The sequence below is a fragment of the Saccharopolyspora sp. NPDC000995 genome (assembly GCF_053599315.1).
This window is the reverse complement of the sequence record NZ_JBSFLZ010000095.1, coordinates 1-19,948: the sequence shown is the minus strand read 5'-3', so window position 1 is coordinate 19,948 and position 19,948 is coordinate 1. Positions and strand designations below refer to the sequence as shown.

The window sequence follows — 19,948 nt, the reverse complement described above, 5'->3', positions numbered from 1 at the left end:
GCGGCGCAACGGATGTGACCGCCATGACGTCTCACCAACGACAACTTCGGGAACGAATTCGGCATGCCGGTCGTTTTCCAGGTAACGAAGCTTCGACGGCCATGCCGACAGTGCCAACGCACCGATCGACAGCACCGGAGAAGACGTCGACGCGGAGCTCGTACAACCGAGCGTACGCGTCATCCGCACCGCGCAACGGCGCGTAGGTGTGATTCGCGCCCGCCAAGCCAGCCCGTCAGGGAGGGAGCTCATGACCGTCCCGCAGACCACCAAGCCAGACGTCGCCGTCGCCGAAGACCTGGACACCCAGGGCCCATCAGCCGACCTGGTGCGCGTCTACCTCAACGGCATCGGGCGCACCGCGCTGCTCACCGCACAGGAAGAGGTCGACCTCGCCAAGCGGATCGAGGCCGGGGTCTTCGCCAAGCACCTGCTCGAGACCAGCAAGAACCTCTCCCCTGAGCGGCGCTCCGACCTCGGCGCCGTGGTCCGCGACGGCCGCCGGGCGAAGAACCACCTCATGGAGGCGAACCTCCGCCTGGTCGTGAGCCTGGCCAAGCGCTACACCGGCCGCGGCATGCCGCTGCTAGACCTCATCCAGGAGGGCAACCTCGGCCTCATCCGCGCGGTGGAGAAGTTCGACTACACCAAGGGCTTCAAGTTCTCCACGTACGCGACCTGGTGGATCCGGCAGGCCATCACCCGCGGCATGGCCGACCAGAGCCGCACCATCCGGCTGCCCGTCCACCTCGTCGAACAGGTCAACAAGCTGGCCCGGATCAAGCGCGACCTGCACCAGAAGCTCGGCCGCGAAGCCACGGACGAGGAGCTCTCCGAAGAAGCCGGCATCCCGGTGGAGAAGATCCTCGACCTGATGGACCACTCGCGCGACCCGGTCAGCCTGGACATGCCCGTCGGGGCCGAGGAGGACGCGCCGCTCGGCGACTTCATCGAGGACTCCGAATCAGCCGATGCCGAGAACGCGGTGATCTCCGGGTTCCTGCAGGACGACCTGCGCCGTGTGCTGGCCACGCTGGAAGAGCGCGAGCAAGCGGTGATCCGGATGCGCTACGGCCTCGACGACGGCCAGCCGCGCACCCTGGACCAGATCGGCAAGGCGTTCGGGCTGTCCCGCGAGCGGGTCCGGCAGATCGAGCGGGAAGTCATGGCCAAACTGCGCCAGGGCGACCGCGCCGACCGATTGCGCGCGTACGCGAGCTGACCGCGCGTTGTGGGCGCCGTGTGTCCGCAGAAAGTCCGGACCACGGCGCGGTCAGGAGGATTAGGCGGAGGCCGAGCACCCGCAGACAGACCCCACGGTGCGATGGTCACATCGAGACGGCTCCTGACGTGTTCTTGAGTTCCCGGTCTGCTCACCGAGCAGCCCCCGGGAGTTCCGAACCCTCAAGGGGTCAGGGGTCAGGACTTTCAGATTTCCGAAGCCTTCGTTGCCCGGTGGATTCGTGGTTCGCGGTCCGGACTTGAAGACCGGCGCTCTCTTTAGTCGGTTTTGGCGGGTGCCTCGACACTTCGTCTTGTTGGTGTTATTGGTTTGCGGGCGTTGGTACACCCGGATGGCTCTTGGACCTTGGTGGGTTGGGGCGGGAACATCGTCCTTCACCCACTCCCGTTCGGTTTCCTTGATCATTTGCGGCGGGTTCCGCCGCTTACCCCGGGAGGACGGACTCGTCATTCGGGCGGGTCCGGCCTCCCGACCTTTTCGTCCTCCCCTCGCACAACGCTGTTTTGCGCTACCGGGGTGAACAGGCCGTTGGATTCAGTCGCTGGTCTCGGAGCCGTCAGCCGGTGAACTTGATCTGCCAGCGGTCCAGTTCTTTGTTCGTTGCTCCGTGGGCTCGAAGCCAGCCCCTCGCTCCACCTTCGTATTCGGCGAAGGTGTTCAGGACGCTCTCGATCGCGTCCGTCGGCGTCGACAGGAGCTCGTGGACCATCTCCTCGTCCACACCCGGCGGCAAGGCCGACACCTCGTCCAGGCGTTGCAGGACTCGGAGCATGTTCCGGTCAGTGCGCACGTAGTCGGCCAGGATCGCATCGCGACGCACCCCCACCGCGCTCAGCAACATCGCCGAGACCACCCCCGTGCGGTCCTTGCCCGCCGCGCAGTGGATCAGCACCGGACCGTCGGCGTCCACGACGATGCGGAACACCTCGACCAGCTTCTTCGGCGCGCCCTGGACGATCGACTGGTACAGCGCCGTCAGCTCGTAGACGGCTTCGTCGAGTTCGACATCCGCGGCCCGTGCCTCCTCCAGCAACGGCACGCTGTGCACCGTCGCCACCGCCGCCAGCGGGTGTTCCTCGTCACCTGTCTCCACCGAATCGCGGAGGTCCACCACGACCTTCGGCGGCCACGACGACAAGTCCACTGGGTCCCGGTCGCCGACGTGCGGAGCGTCGCTGCGGTACACCACGCCCGCCTGGGTCGCCACACCGCCGCCGGTGGGCTGCCCGCCCAGGTCACGCAGGTTGACCAGCGCATCGAGGGGATCTGTCGTCGACAAGCCGACCTCCGTTGCTCGGGTACCGCGTCCGAGTGCGGCGACGATGTTCGGTCGACAGCCTCGCAGGTGCGCCGCCGCGCGGCCAGGGCCTCGTTCGGCGGGCGATCCGTCACACCTGGGCCACCCCCGTGGACGCGCTGATCGACCGCGCGGTTTTATTGGTCATCGCGTAACCCGAACGCGCGCAAAGGAGCCGCGACGTGACCACCACGTTCGATTTCACCGAGGTGCTCCCCCTCGGCCCCGACAACACCGACTACCGCCTGGTGACCACGGACGGGATCCGAGTCGTCGAGGCGGCCGGGCGACGATTCCTCGAAGTCGAGCCGACCACGCTCACCGCCCTGGCAACCGAGGCGATCAAGGACATCCAGCACCTGCTGCGCCCGTCCCACCTGGCGCAGCTGCGCGCGATCGTCGAGGACCCGCAGGCCAGCCCCAACGACCGGTTCGTGGCCACCGACCTGCTGCGCAACGCTTGCGTGTCCGCTGGGGGCGTGCTGCCGATGTGCCAGGACACCGGCACCGCCATCGTCATCGGCAAGCGCACCGAAACCGTGCTCACCGGCGGCCGCGACGAAGAGGCGCTGGCCCGGGGCGTCTTCGACGCCTACCAGGACCTCAACCTGAGGTACTCCCAGATGGCGCCGCTGAACTTCTGGGACGAGCGCAACACCGGCAGCAACCTGCCCGCGCAGATCGAGCTGTACAACAAGCCCGGCACCGACCCCGCCTACGAGTTTCTGTTCATGGCCAAGGGCGGCGGCAGCGCGAACAAGACCTTCCTCTACCAGGAGACCAAGGCGCTGCTGAACCCGACGCGGCTCGGTCGTTTCCTGGAGGAGAAGCTGCGCTCGCTGGGCACCGCGGCCTGCCCGCCGTACCACCTGGCGATCGTCGTCGGCGGGATGTCGGCCGAGTTCAATCTCAAGGTCGCCAAACTCGCCTCGGCCCGCTATCTCGACGAACTTCCGCGGGAGGGCTCGGCATCCGGGCACGCCCTGCGCGACGTCGAGATGGAGCGGCAGGTGCTGGAGATGACCCGGCAGTTCGGCATCGGCGCGCAGTTCGGCGGCAAGTACTTCTGCCACGACGTGCGGGTGATCCGCCTGCCCCGGCACGGCGCCTCCCTGCCGGTTGGTGTCGCGGTGTCCTGCTCGGCGGACCGGCAGGCCAAGGCCAAGATCACCCCGGAGGGCGTGTTCCTGGAGCAGCTCGAACGCGACCCGGCCCGCTACCTGCCGGACGTGGTCGACGAGCAGCTCTCCGACGAGGTCGTCAAGATCGACCTGAACCGGCCGATGGCGGAGATCCGCGCGGAGCTGTCCAAGCTGCCGGTCAAGACCCGGGTGTCGCTGACCGGCCCGCTGGTGGTGGCGCGCGACATCGCACACGCCAAGATCGCCGAGCGACTGGAAGCCGGCGAGCCGATGCCCGGCTACCTGCGCGACCACCCGGTGTACTACGCGGGCCCGGCCAAGACTCCGGAGGGCTACGCCTCCGGCTCGTTCGGCCCCACCACCGCCGGTCGCATGGACGCCTACGTCGAGCAGTTCCAGGCCGCGGGCGGTTCGCTGGTCATGCTCGCCAAGGGCAACCGGTCGGCGAAGGTAACCGAGTCCTGCCACACCCATGGTGGCTTCTATCTCGGTTCCATCGGCGGCCCCGCCGCACGCCTGGCCCAGGACTGCATCCGCAAGGTCGAGGTGCTGGAGTACCCCGAACTCGGTATGGAAGCGGTGTGGCGCATCGAGGTAGAGGACTTCCCCGCGTTCGTGGTGGTCGACGACAAGGGCAACGACTTCTTTGCCAACGCCACCAAGCCGACCCTGCAGATCTCCTTCGGCCGCTGACAACGCGGGTACTCCCGCAGGAACCCCACCTCCTGCGGGAGTACCGGTTTCAGCTCAACCGATCGGCGCGATGGGCAGGTACCGCGTGGTCACCGATCAGCGGGGGACCTTGACATCTCGTTGTTCCAGCACGACCTTTCGCGCGTCCAGCGGCGCATCGAGCTGCACCGCCACCGGCGGGTAGCGCAGGTCCATGGTGCAGATTCCCGGCGGCTCCGGGGTTTCCTCGACCAGCACCACCTTCACGTGGTCTGCGGTCTGCTCGGCCAGTTCGGCGTGCACCTTGCTGCAGCCTCCTTCCTGACCGGTCGCCACGATGACCGTGCCGTCGTCCTGTGTCCAGACCTTCTTCGGATATCCTTTGGGCAGCGCCGAAACGTCGACCGCCGTCTCGGCGACCGGCGCGCGCTCCTGTTCCGGCTTCGGCTGCACCGGTCCTGGCGGGGCCGGGGGCTGACCACCGAAACCCACTTCATTGGTTGGCTGTTGGGCGCAGGCCGCCAACGCTAGGAGCAGAGCCCCTGCGCCCACTGCGGCGTGTAGGCGTCTCATGCCCTAAGGACGGAAGCACCGGAGCGAGCGGTTGCGCGGAATCGGCACCGGATTGAAATCCACAACTTTCCCACATTTCGGAACCGCTGGTGATCGGTGCTCGGCGCGTGGTTTCGGGCGCGTGGTTTCGGGCGCGTGGTTTCGTCGGCAGGATCCCTTCATACCCCAAGAGTGCGGAATGTCCACCATCGGCCACATCTGCCACATCAGCTGCCGCACCACCAGAAGCACCGCAGGACGAGCCGCGGTGGGTTCCGCTGACCGCCGGGGCGATCGCGGCGGTGACGCTTGTGGTCGCTGCGGCTACGGTGCTCGGCGTGAAATCCGCTTTGCTGGCGGGGCTGGGTCTCGCGCTCGGGCTGACGTTGTTCCACTCCCGCTTCGGTCTCACCTCCGCTTGGCGGCAACTCGTCTCAGTTGGACAGACGTCTGGTGTCCGGGCGCACCTGCTGATGCTCGGCGCGGCGTCGATCCTGTTCGCCCCGATCTTGCCGGCGGCGTGACGTTCTTCGGCGCCGAGCGGGAGGGGAACGTCTCACCGATCGGGCTTGGGCTCGTCGTCGGCGGTCCTGTTCGGCATCGGGATGCTGCTCGGGGGCCATTGCGCATCGGGCACGCTGTTCGCGGTCGGCGGCGGAACACCCTGCTCGTGGTCACGCTCTTCATCTTCATCTTCATCTGCAGTTCGGTGCTCGGCACCTTGCACTTTCCAATGTGGACGTCCGATGCGATCACCCTCGGTACGTACTCCCAGGAATTCGGCAGATTTGGTTTCCCATGTGGAACTTTGAGGCGCGGCCGGGAGCAGCGCGTCAGGCATGGACCGAGGAGTCGTGTGCGCTGGCGATCCAGTCCGAGATCCATCGGGAAAGTTCGCCGCCGTCGCGCACCCATTTGAAGTGGCCAAGGTTCTCCGCACCGGATGCGGCCCGGGTGTAGTGTGCTTGGCAGTGCGTAGTGCTCGCCGGGCCTTCGCAGCCAGGTGGTCCACTGAGGACTGCGGGGCAAGCCGGTCGCCTGCGACGCTTACGGTCAGCAGCGGTTAGCGCACCTCCCGCGGCGCCGCCTCGTAGTCGGTCGTCGAACCTTACCGCCGGTGGCGGCCGGGGCGGGTCTGCCGGGCCCAGTCGCGCATAGGTCCGTCGCCTGACGGCTACCGAAGCCGAACCTCTCGTCTGGACAGTAGCCGAGCAGCGCCGACACGGCCGTCCCTCCTGTGTCCCGAACAGCGTGCGGAACTTGTGCACCCCGAGGAAGCTTCCGAAACCACACCGAATCGGATGCCACCAGCGCCACGCCATGCACCCGGTAGGGGTGGCGCGCAGTGTGTAGCAACGCGATTTGGCCGCCGAGGCTGTGCCCGAGCAGGAACCTCGGTGCCTGCGGGAAAGCCGACTCCACGAGTCGAGCACAGCGTCCACGTCGTCGATCAGACTCCGGTAGCCGAACCGCACGCCACGGGCGGCCCGAGGCCCGCTCTCGCCCTGACCTCGCAGGTCGAAGACCACCACCGCCAGGCCCTGTCTATGGAGATTGGCGACGAACGGCCGGTTACCGAGCCGGCACGCCCATCTCTCGGGGAGCATGAGTACCCCGGGCTACCGGGATCTTCCTTCCGGGCGGCACGCACCGTGATCCGGTGAGCACCTGCCGAAACGTGCCCGAGCAGGGTGAAGCCCGGTCGTCCGAGCCATTCTGAGCGTTATCCTCGAGGTTTCCTGGTCCATTCCGCCAGATCAACGGAACCAGCCAGTTTCGGACCGTGCGGTGGGTTCGTCGAGCGGTCAGCGAAGCCGACGCGGCCCGGCGTCCAGCGCCGCGGGCGGCGACGCCCCGAGGCCCACCCTGGCACCGGCGACCACCGCACCCGTCGGCGAGGCGAGCACCGGCTGCAACGCCAGATCGCGCACCTCCGGCAAGTCTTCGGCCAACGTCGCCACCCGCAGCACCAAGTCCTCCAGGGCCGCGAGATCCGTTGGCTCGGTGCCCCGGTAGCCGGCGAGCAGCGGTGCGGCACGCGGCGCGCGCACCAGCGCGGATACGTCCACATCGGACAGCGGGAGCGCGCGGTACGCCTTGTCGCCGAGCAATTCGCTGGCCACCCCGGATAGCCCGAACGAGACGAGTGTGCCGAAGGATGGGTCGTCCGTCAGATCGATGACGCACGAGGTCCCGCGCGGCACCATGCGCTGCACGTAAACCTCGGCGAGCCCCGATACTCGCTGGATGTCGGCGTACGCCGCCCGCACGGCGTGGGCGTTGCCCAGGTCGAGGCGGACGCCGACCAGGTCGTTGCGGTGCCGAAGTTGGCCGCTCGCCGACTTCAGCGCCACCGGATAACCGAGCTTCTTGGCTGCCGCGGCGGCTGCTTCAACCCCGGTGACCAGCTGGAACGGCACAACGTGGATGCCGTAGCAGCCGAGCAACTGCACCGCCTCGTCGTCGCTGAGCGCGGTGACTCCCGCGGCCAGCCAGCCATCGACCAAGGACCGCGCCCGGTCCTCGTCGATCTCCGGCGGTCGCACGAAGTGGCCTTGCGGCGCGGCGCGCCATTTCGCATACCGGGTCACTCGCGCGAGCGCCAACACCGACCGCTCCGGGCTCGGGTAGGACGGCACCGATCCCTTGCCGGTCGTGCCGTCCGGGCCGGGCACCACGAGTTCGTCGGGTACGCCTTCGGCTGCCAGGAACGTGGTCACCACCGGCTTCGAACGCGCGACGCCGGCCTCCTGCAACGCCTCGCGCAAGGCTCGGGCGTACGCGATGCCGGGAACCGCGACCGGCGGGGCAAACACCGTCACCAACGCGTCGACATCCGAACGCAATGCAGCGTTGCGCACTGCGGCGGCGAATTCCTCCGGCCCAGCCGACGCACCCACATCGACCGGATCACAAGCCAGCTTCAGCTGCTGCGCCTGCGCCACGTCGGCGGCGATCATGCCCAGCGCCGACGAGTTACCCACGATCGCGACTCGGTCGCCCCGCGGCAGCGGCTGGTGCGCCAGGAGTAGCGCGGTGTCAAACATCTGGGCAACCGATTCCACTCGGATCACACCAGACTGCTCGAACAACGCCTGGACACTGGTCTCGTCGATCTGCACCGACGTGGCCGCCAAGCCGAGGCGCACCGCGTTGCGGCCCGATTTCACCACCACGACCGGCTTTGTGCGAGCCAGCCGCCGCGCCAACCGGCCGAACTTGCGCGGGTTACCGAAGGACTCCAGGTAGAGCAGCACGACGTCGGTGACCGGGTCGGTCTGCCAGTACTGCAGCAGGTCGTTGCCGGACACGTCGGCGCGATTGCCCGCCGAGACGAACGTCGACAGCCCCAGCCCTCGCTCTGTGGCGGTGGCCAGGATCGCTACCCCGAGCGCACCGGACTGGCAGAAGAAGCCGGTGCGGCCGCGGCCGGGCAGTTGCGGCGCCAGGCTCGCGTTCAACCTGAACTCCGGATCGGTGTTGACCACGCCCAGCGCGTTGGGACCTACCACCCGCATCCCGTGCACGCGGGCCGCCTGCACCATCTCGCGTTCCACCTCGCGACCGTCCGGGCCGATCTCGCTGAACCCGGAGCTGACGATGACCAGGGTTTTCACACCCTTGGCCAGGCAGTCGTCGAGCACTCCGGTCACGCTGGCGGCCGGGATCGCCACCACCGCCAGATCGACCTCGTCGGGGATGTCGAGCACCGAGGCGTAGGCACGCACCCCTCGCACCGAACGGTGCTCCGGGTTGACCGGGTAGACCGGGCCGGCGAAGTCGGCAGTGAGCAGATTGGTCAGCACCGCGTGGCCGATCTTGGCGTGATCGGTGGACGCACCGATCACCGCCACCGACCGCGGCCGCAACATGTTGTGCACGCTGCGGGCCTCGGCAGCCTGCTCGCGGGCGCGGGCCACGGCCACCGACTCCTCGGTGGGGTCGATGTCGAACTCCAGGTGCACCACACCCTCCTCCATGGCCCGGCTCACCTGGTACCCGGCGTCGCGGAAAACCCGAACCATGGTCGAGTTCTCGGCGAGCACCTCGGCAACGAAACGCCGCAGCCCACGTTCGCGCGCTGCGGCGGTCAGGTGCTCCAGCAAGATCGATGCCAGGCCGCGCCCCTGGTGCTGGTCCTGCACCACGAACGCGACCTCGGCCGACTGCTGCTCACCGAGCCGCTCGTAGCGGCCCACCGCCACGATGTCGTCGCCGAGCAGCGCCACCAGCGCCACGCGGTTAACGTAGTCAACGCGAGTGAAGCGCTCCACGTCGCGCTGAGGCATCCGCGGGTAAGGACCGAAGTAGCGGTAGTACCTCGTCCGGTCGCTCAGCCGCCCGTGGAAGGCCACCAGCTTGTCGGCATCGGATTCGACGATCGGCCGCAGGTGCACGGTGCCGCCATCGGACAGCACCACATCCGCCTCCCACCGCCGTGGGTAGTACTGCTCCTGGCGGATTTCCTCGTGTCGCTGCGCCACTCCGTCCACTTCGGACTCCTCAGTCGCGGCTGTCGGCCGGATCCAGACCATGCAACGGAAACACCGCGTGCCGAGTGTCGCGAATCGAGGTGTCCACCGTGGACGCGGTGACCCCTGACCACCGCTGGAAGGCCGGGTCGGCCCCATCGGTCATCGAAGTCGGCAGCGGGACGTTGTCCGCCAGCCGCACCGCATGCGCGATCCAGTCCCCCGGGATGGTCGTCGCCGGGTCGACGTCCCGGTCCAACAACGTCGCCAACAGGTGCGTCCAAGCGCGCGGCACCACCCGGAACAGCGAGTAGCCGCCACCTCCCAGCGCCAGCCACTTGCCGCCCGCGCAGCTGTCCGCGAGCTCCCGCAGGTTCTGATAGGTCGCGCGCTGCCCATCGACGGTCATGGACAGGTCCGCCAGCGGATCCTCCTGGTGCGCGTCCGCACCGCACTGCGTCACCAGCACCTGCGGCCGGAACGCGTCGAGCACCGACGGCACCACCGCGTGGAAGGCACGCCGCCAGTCGGCGTCCCCCGTCCCCGGCGGCAGCGGGATGTTGACGGCAGTGCCGTCGGCCCCGCCGGAGCCCACCTCGGTGGAGAACCCGGTGCCCGGCCACAGCGTCAGTGGGTGCTGGTGCAACGAGATGGTCATGACCCGCGGGTCGTCGTAGAACGCCGCCTGCACCCCGTCCCCATGGTGCACGTCGATGTCGAGGTAGGCGATGCGTTCCACGCCCTGTTCAAGCATCCACCCGATGGCCACCGAGCAGTCGTTGTAGACGCAGAACCCCGCCGCGCGATCAGCCTTCGCGTGGTGCAGCCCACCCGCGATGTTGACCGCCCGGTCGGCCTTGCCCGACACGATCTGCTCGGCCGCCCGGATCGACGCACCCGCGATCAACGCCGACGCCTCGTGCATCCGGTCAAAGATCGGGTTGTCGTCGGTGCCCAGGCCGTGGCCCGCCTCCCAACCCGCGAGCGGCGCGGAGCGCACCGCCGCCATGTACTCGGCGGTGTGCACCCGCTCCAGGTCCGCATCGGTGGCCGGCTCCGGCTTGATCATCTCGACGCCGTCGAGGACCCCGAGCGAGCGGGCCAACCGCATGGTCAGCTCCAGCCGGATCGGATGCAGCGGGTGGTGCCCACCCAGGTCGTAGCCGAGCACCGACTCGTCCCACACGACCGCGCACTGAGAACCCATGCCCGGGACGCTACCTGCACTGTGTCGCCGAACACAGTGGCCTTGATGACCCGCTCGTCCAGGCGGTTCGATCTGTCATCCGGCCTCCGATCCGGTCGCAGCCGGTCTGGCCGGATCCGCGGACCAGTTCGACCATGAACCCGCGTACAGCGCTGCCGGCCGCTGGGGATCGGAAACGCCCGCGCGTTCCAGCGCGAGCAGGACCGAGCACGCGGTCACGCCCGACCCGCAGTACGCCCCGACCGGACGCTCGGTGTCGACCCCGAGGTCCGCGAAGTGCTTCGCCAGCTCCTCTGGTGAACGCCACCGACCGGAGTCCCCCACGTGCGCGGCGAACGGCGCGTTCCGCGCGCCCGGGATGTGCCCGGCGCGCGGATCGACCGGCTCGACGTCGCCCCGGTAGCGTTCCGGCGCGCGAGCGTCCAGCAGGGTGCCCTCCCGGGCCAGCCGGGCCGCAGCGTCCGCGTCCACCACCGGCATCGAGCCCGGACGGACTCGAAAGCCGCCCTCTGTGGGGGGCGGCACGTCCTTGGTGGTGGGCCGCCGCTCCGCCACCCAGGCCGCGTAGCCGCCGTCGAGCACCGCCACCGACTCGTGCCCGGCCCAGCGCAGCAGCCACCAAGCACGGGCCGCGACCGAACCGTTGTCCGCGTCGTAGACGACCACCGGCCGGTTGCCGTCGACACCTGCCCGTCGCAACGCCGCCTCCAGGTCGCCTGGATCGGGCAGCGGATGACGGCCCGCCGGACCCGGTTCGGCGGCCAGCTCGGTGTCCAGATCGACGAACACCGCGCCCGGCAGATGGCCCGCGTCGTAGGACTCCCGGCCCGGCGGCCCCTGCAGCGACCACCGTGCGTCGAGGAGGGTCGGGGGCGACTCCCGGTGCAACTCGACCATGAGATCATCGGTACTGATCAAAGGATGCATGACGGCCCTTTCCTAGCCCGGCGACGAGGTCTGTCGGAAATCCTGGAAGTCAACTCCCCGACCACTGACCGCTGTCGCCCGGTGCGACTAGCATCGTGGTTGGGACTGAATGGGGAGCCGACGTGAACGATCTCATCGATACCACTGAGATGTACCTCCGCACCATCTACGACCTCGAAGAAGAGGGCGTGGTTCCGCTCCGGGCCCGAATCGCCGAACGGTTGGAGCAGAGCGGCCCCACCGTGAGCCAGACGGTCGCCCGCATGGAACGCGATGGGTTACTGACCGTCGCCGAGGACCGGCACCTCGAGCTCACCAAGGCCGGTCGCTCCCGCGCGATCAGCGTGATGCGCAAGCACCGCCTCGCCGAACGGCTTCTCGTCGACGTGATCGGCCTCGAATGGGAGCACGTCCACAATGAAGCGTGCCGCTGGGAGCACGTTATGAGCGAAGCGGTCGAGCGCAAGCTCGTCAAGCTGCTCGGTGGTCCCACGACCTCGCCCTACGGCAACCCGATCCCGGGTCTCGACGAGCTCGGCTTCGACCAGGTCGAGGCGCCGGCCGACAGCGAACTGCAGCGGGTCGACGAGATCGCACGCAACGGCGGGGGGCGCGCCGTCATCCGCCGCATCGCCGAGCACGTCCAGCTCGACCCCGACCTGATGACCGACTTGAAGGAAGTCGGCATCGTGCCGGGCAACGAGGTCGAGATCTTGTCCGTGGTCGGGCCGAACAAGCCGATCGAGGTCCACGGCAAGAACGGCAGCACCGAACTGCCGGTCGGCATCGCGCACGCGGTCATGGTGCGCGCCAAGTGAACCCGTCGGACCGCGCGGCGGCGTTGTTCGCCGACGAGCATGGTGGCGCGCCGAGCGCGGTCTGGTCTGCCCCTGGCCGAGTGAACCTGGTCGGGGAACACACCGACTACAACGACGGGTTCGTGCTCCCCTTCGCCCTGCCCCACCGCACGGCCGTCGCGGTCCGTCCCCGTCCCGACCGGCTCCTGTCCGTCGCCACCCTCGGCAGCGACGGCCGACTTCACCACGCACCCGCCGTGGCTATCGACGAGCTCAGCCCTGGCAATCCCACCGGTTGGGTCGCCTACCCAGCCGGTGTCGCGTGGGCCCTGCGCGATGCCGGGTTCCCGCTCGAAGGCGCGGACCTGGTCGTCGTGGGCGAAGTGCCGACCGGCGCCGGTCTGTCGTCCTCCCACGCCCTGGAATGCGCGGTGGCGCTGGCACTGCTCTACACCGCGCATCAAGCGCCGGGCGAGCCGAACGCGCCGAGCCTGGGCGACATCGCGTTGCTGGTGCAGCGGGCGGAGAACGACTTCGCCGGGGCGCCGACCGGCCTGCTCGACCAGACCGCGTCGCTGGCCTGCACCGCGGAGCACGCGCTGTTCTTCGACGTCCGCTCCGGCGACTCCGAGCAAATCCCGTTCGACCCCCGCGGTGTGGGCCTGGAGCTGCTGGTGATCGACACCCGCGTGAAGCACTCGCACAGCGAGTCCGGTTACGGACAGCGGCGGCAGGGCTGCAAACGCGCGGCGGAGCTGCTGGAGCTCAAAGCACTTCGTGACGTGGCCATCGGCGATCTCGCGGCGACCCTGCCGAAGCTTCCGGAAGAACTCCGGCCACTTGTGCGGCACGTGGTCACCGAGAACGACCGCGTGCTGACCACTGTGAACCTGCTCCGGGCCGGGCGGTACGCCGAGATCGGCCCATTGCTGAACGCTTCGCACGCCAGCCTCCGCGACGACTACCGGGTTTCCAGCCCCGAACTGGACCTCGCGGTGGACAGCGCGCTGGCAGCCGGCGCGCTGGGCGCCCGGATGATCGGCGGCGGATTCGGGGGCTCCGCGATCGCGCTCGTGCCGGTCGACGACCGGCCCGGAATCGAGCGCGCCATCCGGAACGCATTCGACGGTCGGCACCTTGCGGCGCCTCGTTCCTTCACAGCGGTACCCTCCGCCGGGGCGGGGCGGGACCGGTGACCACCGGGCGGCCGAACACCGGGCACCCACTGCCGACGGCCGGTTGACGGCCCCCGAAGAAAATCTCCCATGGAAGGCAGTTCGTAGGTGAAGCTCCTCGTCACAGGCGGTGCAGGCTACGTCGGAAGCGTGTGCGCGGCACGCCTGGTGGAAGCCGGCCACGAGGTCGTCGTGGTCGATGACCTGTCCACCGGGCACGCCGACGCGGTCCCGGCCGGCTGCAAGTTCGTCAAGGCTGACATCGTGACGGCGGCGAGCGAGTTGCTCGCTGAGCCGTTCGACGGTGTGCTGCACTTCGCGGCCAAGTCGCTGGTCGGCGAATCCATGCAGGATCCGCAGAAGTACTGGCAGGGCAACGTGGTCACCTCGCTGCGGCTGCTGGACGCGATGCGCGAGCACGGCACGCCGCGGCTGGTGTTCTCCTCCACCGCCGCTACCTACGGCGAGCCGGAGGTCACGCCGATCACGGAGGACACCGCGACGCGCCCGACGAACACCTACGGCGCGACGAAGCTGGCGATCGACCACGCGATCACCTCGTACGCAGACGCTCACGGCATCGGCGCGGTCAGCCTGCGGTACTTCAACGTCGCCGGTGCACACGGGGCATTCGGCGAGCGGCACACGGTCGAGACGCACCTGATCCCGATCGTTCTGCAGGTCGCCCTCGGCCAGCGGGAGCAGGTGCAGATCTTCGGCGAAGACTGGCCCACCACCGACGGCACCTGCATCCGCGACTACATCCACGTCACCGACCTCGCCGACGCCCACCTGCTGGCGCTGGAAAGCGCCGCCCCGGGCCAGCACCGGATCTACAACCTCGGCAACGGCACGGGATTCTCGGTCAAGCAGGTGATCGACACCTGCCGCAAGGTGACCGGCCACCCGATCCCGGCGAAGGTGGCACCGCGCCGGGCCGGTGATCCGGCGACGCTGGTGGCGTCGAGCCTGCGCGCGCGGGAGGAACTGGGCTGGACTCCGCGGCGCGCCGACCTCGAAGTGATCGTTCGGGACGCTTGGGAGTTCACCCGGCTGCGCCAGGAATCCTGAACGCCGCCCAAGCATTTCGTTCTCGGTCGTCTCGTCGTGATTCATCCCCAGGCTCCGTCCTCTTCGAGCATGATCCGGGCGTCTTCGGCGGCTTCGCGAGCAATGACCGCCAGGTCGGCCGGTGAGATGCCGGCTTCGATGGCCTGCTGGAGCAGGAGCCCGAGCCGGTGGTCGGGGCGGGCGCGCTCGATGCGCTCCAGTGCGGCACCGGCCAACGCCCCTTCGCCCCGCAGATAGGCGGAGAACGCCAGCAGGGCGGCGACCTCCGCCATTTCCGGGTCGGGGGCCTTGCGGACCAGGGTCAGCCAGAGTTCTTCTGCTGCCCTGGCCGTATCGCTCAAGGCGGTGCCCAGGGCGATGTCGCGCACCCTGGTGTCGGACACCGCGAGCAGCACGCGCAGCAGGTCGTCCTCGGTCAACGCGGCGCCGGTGCCGACGCGTTGGATGGCGGCGAACACGGCCCGCAGGTCGCGGGCTACTTTTCCCGGGTCGTAGCCGTCGTCGCGTTCCTCGGTCAGCAGGTCAAGCTTCGCCGACCAGCGCGACACGGTCTCGGCGGACTCGGGCGCGACGAGCGCCCGCAGCTCCTCCCGGCTGCCGAAGGTCACTGCCCCCGCCGCGGCCATCGCCGCAGCAACCGTCGAGCCCTTCGGGTCGGCGACCACGCCGGAGCAGTCCGGGTCCGCGTAGCATGTCCACTCGGCACCGGCTCGGATCTCCGGCACCCACAACGCGTGGGCGGTCACGACCCCGGCGCGGTGGAACGCGTCGGAGACCACGTCGATCAGGGCGGCGTGCGGTGGCCCGATATCTCCACCGTCCGCAGTGGAGGAATCTCGACAGCGGCCGGCGCAGGCGTCGCCGCAGGCAGCGACGTTCGGTTTCTCGCCGACGACGACCAGGATGATGGCTTCGGCTTGTTGCCTGCCCAGCGCGCCGGTGAGCAGTTGCTCGCCGAAGCCGCAGACCCGCATCGGGCAGGGCAGGTCGGTGCGCAACGTGACGCCGAATGTCGGCGTGGCCGCCAGGTCGTGCAGGGTGAGCACGACGAGCGAGTGCGTCGGGTGGAACCCGAGCATGTGCGGCACGGCGGCGAGCAGGTCGGCGGGTTCGGTGAGCGAAATGGTGGTGTTGAGTCGCGTTGTCATGCCGCAAACGATCGACGCCGAAGCGGCTCGGCGAAAGGGCTTTTTCGGAATCTGTTGACAGATCAGTCCGCTGTGGACAAGTCGATCGAACACGGACGAAAAATCCACTATGGAGTGACGATCAGCCGGGTCATTTGCGTCACTCTGTCGACGCTAACGCTCAGTTTCCACGACCCAATTCGGATCCTCGTCGCAATTGCCCTGGAGTATTCCGGTCAAGAGGCAACAACCGCATGCTTGCGGCACTCGGCTCGCACCCCGCTGCGGGACTCGGGCATGCCAGCAGCTGGCTGCAATGCAAGCCGCTTACCGAGCGGTACTCACCCGATGGCCCCGACGAGCGGCAGCCGGATTCGCGTGCGGGACAGGTCGAGTTCCAGCCCGGATCCCGGCTTCGGGCGCAACGTGAAGTCGTGATCGCTGGACAGCACGACGATCCCGAGCCGGTGCCCCGGCGCGAACACGTAGTCATCTGGCTGCATCGCCACGTCGATCGAGTAGTTCTCTCCGGGTTCGATCGGCGACGTCCGATCGATCGCGCGCCGGTTCTGCGGGTCCGCCCAACCCCGGGTGATCACCGAGACCGCGCCGTTCGGCGCCTGGTCCACCAGCAGCGCCGTCACGTTGGCGGCAGGTGTGTCGAAGGTCAGCGCCAACTGAGCCCGAACCGTGCCGCTGACCCGGGCCGGAGCCGCCAGCGGGTCGCTGAAGTAGGCGAGCCGGTTCGGCGAACACGGCGCCGCCGCAAGGTCGTCCGCCAACTGGCCCGCGTCGTCGCGCAGCGACTCCACCACCCGGCCGGAAACCCGCGCTTCGGTGAGCCCGCCCCGCTCGGCACCGCCTGCTGTGGGCCGCAACGTCACCTCACGCGCCTCCGGCGCCGGCCACTCGGCTTCCTCGGTCCAGTTGCCGTCCTCTCGCTGCAAGGTGGCCCTCGGCTCGCCTTCGACGCCGTTGGGCACGTCGTAGAGGTACCGGGTGAACCACCGGTTCAGCGTGCGAAGCCATTCCTGCTCCCGCAGCCGGAGAGGATCGGTGTGCCCCGACTGGTGCCACCAGATCTTGTGCGGCACGTCGTGTTCCCGCAATGCTGCATACCAATGCGCGGCCTGCCTGGTCTTGACGTTCCAGTCGTTAAGCCCGTGCACGGAAAGCACTGCGGCGTGGACCTTGCCGACGTCGTTGAGGTAGTTCCGCTCGTCCCAGAACCCGCTGTAGTCGCCGGTGATCCGGTCCTGGTCCGCGGTGAGCTGATCGATCACCGCTCGGCACGGCTCGCGATCCGCTCGGGTGTGCACGTACTTGGCCAGCACGTCGGCGTCTTCACCCTGGTAGCCCCCGGGCGCCACTACCGCCCCGTCGGAGCGGTAGTAGTCGTACCAGTTCGAGATCGCCCCGATCGGCACGATCGCCTCGAGGCCTTCGACGCCCGTGCTGGCCACCGCGTTGGGCAAGGTGCCGTTGTAGGACACCCCCATCATGCCGACCTTGCCGGTCGCCCAGCCCGCGTCGACCGGCGCGCCGGACGCGTCGTGGCCGGGCGTGCGGGAGTTCAGCCAGTCCACCACCGACTTTGCGCCGATCGTCTCGTTCTCGCCCCCGGTGGTCGGGCAGCCGGTGGACTGACCGGTGCCCAGCGATTCGCCGTACACCACCGCGTATCCCCTGGCCAGCAGGTATTCCTCGTACGCCCAGCTGATTTCGGCGGCCGCAGAAATCAGCTCGTCGCCCCGGGCGGTGCGGATGGTCCGGTTGCCCGGCAGCTCGGGGACGTACAGCTCGGTGTAGACGTTGTGGTTGGAGACATCGTTCCCGCCCGAGAAGTAAGGGCTGGCCTGGTAGACGACCGGCACCCGCAGACCCTGCTCGGTCTCCTTCGGCCGCACGACCTGGACGTGCACCAGGTCGTCCTGGCCGTCCCGGTCACTGTCCACCGGCGCGGTCACGAACAGGTCCTCGCGCACCGCCTGCGCCGAGTCGAACACCGGTTGTGCCTCGCCGTCCTGGAACACCGGGCCCCGGGATGGTTCGGCGATCCCCGGCAAACCGGTGAGAGGTAGGACGCAAACCGCCGCCAGCAAGCCCATCCGAACGCGACACATGCACGCTCCTGAAGCCGAAGGGAAATCGACACCAGCATTTTCTTAGCGCGGAACACAAAGTCAATCACCGCTCCGGCGGGTTTACGCCAGAAACTCCGCTCGTAGCGCAGTAGAGTCGGAGCAGGCATTCGGCACCGAACCGACCAGGAGCGAGCATGTCCATTCCGCCCAGCCTGCTGACCACGGCCGGATTGATCGGCGGCTTCGCGGTCGCCCGCGCGACCAAGCACCGGCACTGGGGCGGAGTGGTGGCCGCGAGTGCCGGACTCGGCGCGATGGAGGCATGCCGCCGCCGGACGGGTGTTGCCCCGGCCCTCGCGCTTGGCGCCACCTACGCTGCGGCGCTGACCGGCTCGCACCCACTGGCCAAGAAGATCGGTGCCTGGCCGTCGGTATTCGCAGTCACCGCAGCGACGGCTGTCGCCACTCACCTGCTGGCAAAGCGCCGCGGGTGAGCAACAGCAGCATTAACGGGATCGCCGCGGTCACGATCAGCGCCGTCACCAGCATCGACGCCGCTGTCCGCGGCGGGTGCGCGGCGTGGAATACCAGGTGCGCAACCGCGCGAACGAGGTTCGACGTCAAAGCGACGTAGACCATAATTCGTTCCAGGAAGACCGCGGCTGCGCAGAGCACCACCGCCATAGCGAGGTTCATCGCACCGTGATCGCGGAATAGGTGCTCGTGGAACGGCGGATAGTCGTCCACCGTCGGAATTCCGCGCCGTAGAACGAACATGGGACGAAAAGCGTCCCGGAACCCACCACGACGCGCACGAAAGTCAGGAAGAACAAGCCTGACCGCAGGCAGGCACGCATCATCACTCCTTCCGCTCGGCCAGGAACTCGTCGAACGTGATCCGGCCGACCGCCTGGGCTGGAGCCAGGTGGCCGCCGCGACGGAAGCCGGCGAACGCCGCACCCGGTAGCCAAACCGGCAGCACAACTCTGCGGTGTCCGGTCGAATCCAGATAGGCGCGAGCCAGCTCTCGATGGCTGCGGATCTCCGGCCCACCCATGTCCGGGACACGTCCGGCCGACTCGCCGATCGCGAGTTGGGCCAGGCGGCCCGCAACGTCGCGGACGTCGATGGGCTGGAAATCCACCCCTGCGAGGGCCCCGATCACCGGGGACCTCCGCTGCGCCGAGGTCATCCGGGCGACCAGGTCGTGGAACTGCGTCGTCCGGAGGATCGTCCACGGCAACCCGGAGTCCGCCAGGCGCTTCTCCGCGGCGAATTTGGCGCGGTAGTACAACAGCGGCACTTGGTCCACACCCACGATCGAGATGTAGACCAGGTGCGGATCGCCGTTGCGTCGGGCGGCGTCGATCAAGCGTTGGGTTACCGCGACGTCCTTGCACCCCAGCGTGGTGGCGCAATGCACGATCGCGTCCACATCGGACGTCGCCGCGGCGATGCCCTCGCCCGTGCGCAAATCCCCGGTCGCCCACCCGTGTGGAACGTCCGCTGTCTGCGGGCGCCGGCTCAGTATGCGCACGTCGTGCCCGGCGTCGAGCAACCTGCGCACCACAGCCTTGCCTAACGTGCCTGTCCCGCCCGTCACCAAGATCGGCTTCTGCATCCGTGCGTCCTCCCTGCTGTGTTGTCGTCGATGGGACGAGATTCCCCCCAGCAGTGGCGGTACGGGCATCCCGAAACCGGCCCCGGATCCCGCTACATTCACCAGATCCGGGTCGGCGTGCTCACCTCCCGACCACAGATGAACACCTTCCGCAACGAGCTCCCCGCGTCATCTGCCCAACCCCCGACCACAATTCTCCCTGCACCATGCCGTGGGCGTCCGTCTACACCGACAGCGAAGAGTGCCCCGATGCGGCCGAAGACCTGAATAGGCAGTACGGACATCTTCGCTGAACCCAGCAATCGGCGCGCAAATGCTCTCGGCGCGGCCCTATGACAACCCGCCCGCCAGCCGCCAGATGCGCCGCTCCAGGCAGGTCAACAGCCCTCTCCACGGCGTTGCGTCCACACAGCATTGTTGAGTCCTGTCCAATCGACACTGGATCTTCCAAGGCAGAAGACGCAGAGTGGGGGCCGGCCCCCGCCCCCGCCCCCCCCCACCGGTGGGCGGCCAACAAAAAAAATAACAAAAAAAAAAAATTAAAAAAAAAAAAAAAAACAA

The 19,948-nt window shown here is 68.3% G+C and carries 18 protein-coding genes; 8 read left to right on the top strand and 10 right to left on the bottom strand.

The genetic code is table 11. The features are described from left to right. Positions 1-250 precede the first annotated feature (250 nt). On the top strand, positions 251-1,222 hold the full coding sequence (locus ACWDKQ_RS25785) for a sigma-70 family RNA polymerase sigma factor (RefSeq protein WP_168587328.1): 972 nt from the start codon (positions 251-253) through the stop codon (positions 1,220-1,222). Between the two features lie 577 nt (positions 1,223-1,799). Here ACWDKQ_RS25785 and ACWDKQ_RS25780 read toward each other — a convergent pair. After that, positions 1,800-2,522, bottom strand: a complete 723-nt coding sequence (locus ACWDKQ_RS25780) for a tyrosine-protein phosphatase (RefSeq protein ID WP_450141338.1) — start codon at positions 2,520-2,522, stop codon at positions 1,800-1,802. A gap of 200 nt (positions 2,523-2,722) precedes the next feature. Between ACWDKQ_RS25780 and ACWDKQ_RS25775 the strand changes: the two genes are divergently transcribed. Beyond that, positions 2,723-4,375 carry a fumarate hydratase gene (locus tag ACWDKQ_RS25775; RefSeq protein ID WP_450141337.1) on the top strand — a complete coding sequence of 551 codons (1,653 nt, stop codon included), beginning with the start codon at positions 2,723-2,725 and terminating at the stop codon, positions 4,373-4,375. 96 nt (positions 4,376-4,471) lie between these two features. Here the strand turns inward: ACWDKQ_RS25775 and ACWDKQ_RS25770 are convergent, their stop codons facing one another. Beyond that, on the bottom strand, positions 4,472-4,807 hold the full coding sequence (locus tag ACWDKQ_RS25770) for a hypothetical protein (protein WP_450141336.1): 336 nt from the start codon (positions 4,805-4,807) through the stop codon (positions 4,472-4,474). A 401-nt stretch (positions 4,808-5,208) separates the two neighbouring features. Between ACWDKQ_RS25770 and ACWDKQ_RS25765 the strand changes: the two genes are divergently transcribed. Beyond that, positions 5,209-5,430, top strand: coding sequence for a hypothetical protein (locus ACWDKQ_RS25765; RefSeq protein WP_450141335.1), 222 nt, complete (start codon positions 5,209-5,211; stop codon positions 5,428-5,430). Between the two features lie 81 nt (positions 5,431-5,511). Then, the gene (locus tag ACWDKQ_RS25760) at positions 5,512-5,718 is read left to right on the top strand and encodes a hypothetical protein (protein WP_450141350.1); all 207 of its coding nucleotides are present in this window, start codon (positions 5,512-5,514) and stop codon (positions 5,716-5,718) included. 241 nt (positions 5,719-5,959) lie between these two features. On the opposite strand, the gene ACWDKQ_RS25755 is transcribed toward ACWDKQ_RS25760, so the two are convergent. The 4 genes from ACWDKQ_RS25755 to ACWDKQ_RS25740 all read right to left on the bottom strand — a co-directional run bounded on the left by ACWDKQ_RS25755 (position 5,960) and on the right by ACWDKQ_RS25740 (position 11,512). Continuing rightward, positions 5,960-6,328 (bottom strand): alpha/beta fold hydrolase, encoded by a 369-nt coding sequence (locus ACWDKQ_RS25755; protein WP_450141334.1) that lies wholly within the window; start codon positions 6,326-6,328, stop codon positions 5,960-5,962. Positions 6,329-6,711: 383 nt separating this feature from the next. Next, the gene (locus tag ACWDKQ_RS25750) at positions 6,712-9,441 is read right to left on the bottom strand and encodes a bifunctional acetate--CoA ligase family protein/GNAT family N-acetyltransferase (protein ID WP_450141333.1); all 2,730 of its coding nucleotides are present in this window, start codon (positions 9,439-9,441) and stop codon (positions 6,712-6,714) included. Beyond that, positions 9,410-10,585: an acetoin utilization protein AcuC gene (locus ACWDKQ_RS25745; protein ID WP_450141332.1), complete on the bottom strand. Its 1,176-nt coding sequence runs from the start codon at positions 10,583-10,585 to the stop codon at positions 9,410-9,412. Before ACWDKQ_RS25745 ends, ACWDKQ_RS25750 begins: the two co-directional genes overlap by 32 nt. A 75-nt stretch (positions 10,586-10,660) precedes the next feature. After that, the gene (locus ACWDKQ_RS25740) at positions 10,661-11,512 is read right to left on the bottom strand and encodes a sulfurtransferase (protein WP_450141331.1); all 852 of its coding nucleotides are present in this window, start codon (positions 11,510-11,512) and stop codon (positions 10,661-10,663) included. 122 nt (positions 11,513-11,634) lie between these two features. On the opposite strand from ACWDKQ_RS25740, the gene ACWDKQ_RS25735 reads away from it, so the two are divergent. From ACWDKQ_RS25735 to galE, 3 genes are all read left to right on the top strand, one after another. Then, entirely contained in the window at positions 11,635-12,330 is a 696-nt protein-coding gene (locus ACWDKQ_RS25735) for a metal-dependent transcriptional regulator (protein ID WP_450141330.1), read from the top strand. Further along, the gene (gene galK / locus ACWDKQ_RS25730; RefSeq protein ID WP_450141329.1) at positions 12,327-13,505 is read left to right on the top strand and encodes a galactokinase; all 1,179 of its coding nucleotides are present in this window, start codon (positions 12,327-12,329) and stop codon (positions 13,503-13,505) included. The genes ACWDKQ_RS25735 and galK overlap by 4 nt, the downstream gene beginning before the upstream one ends. 87 nt (positions 13,506-13,592) lie before the next feature. Further along, on the top strand, positions 13,593-14,555 hold the full coding sequence (galE, locus tag ACWDKQ_RS25725) for a UDP-glucose 4-epimerase GalE (protein ID WP_450141328.1): 963 nt from the start codon (positions 13,593-13,595) through the stop codon (positions 14,553-14,555). 41 nt (positions 14,556-14,596) lie between these two features. On the opposite strand, the gene ACWDKQ_RS25720 is transcribed toward galE, so the two are convergent. Then, positions 14,597-15,703, bottom strand: a complete 1,107-nt coding sequence (locus tag ACWDKQ_RS25720; RefSeq protein WP_450141327.1) for a DUF4192 domain-containing protein — start codon at positions 15,701-15,703, stop codon at positions 14,597-14,599. A 320-nt stretch (positions 15,704-16,023) separates the two neighbouring features. Then, entirely contained in the window at positions 16,024-17,805 is a 1,782-nt protein-coding gene (locus ACWDKQ_RS25715) for a Xaa-Pro dipeptidyl-peptidase (RefSeq protein WP_450141326.1), read from the bottom strand. Between the two features lie 155 nt (positions 17,806-17,960). On the opposite strand from ACWDKQ_RS25715, the gene ACWDKQ_RS25710 reads away from it, so the two are divergent. Beyond that, on the top strand, positions 17,961-18,260 hold the full coding sequence (locus ACWDKQ_RS25710; RefSeq protein ID WP_450141325.1) for a hypothetical protein: 300 nt from the start codon (positions 17,961-17,963) through the stop codon (positions 18,258-18,260). On the opposite strand, the gene ACWDKQ_RS25705 is transcribed toward ACWDKQ_RS25710, so the two are convergent. After that, positions 18,208-18,513 carry a hypothetical protein gene (locus ACWDKQ_RS25705; protein ID WP_450141324.1) on the bottom strand — a complete coding sequence of 102 codons (306 nt, stop codon included), beginning with the start codon at positions 18,511-18,513 and terminating at the stop codon, positions 18,208-18,210. The two genes, ACWDKQ_RS25710 and ACWDKQ_RS25705, sit on opposite strands and share 53 nt — an antisense overlap. Before the next feature lie 112 nt (positions 18,514-18,625). After that, complete coding sequence (locus ACWDKQ_RS25700) at positions 18,626-19,387, bottom strand: SDR family oxidoreductase (protein ID WP_450141323.1); 762 nt, start codon at positions 19,385-19,387, stop codon at positions 18,626-18,628. Between the last annotated feature and the right edge of the window lie 561 nt (positions 19,388-19,948).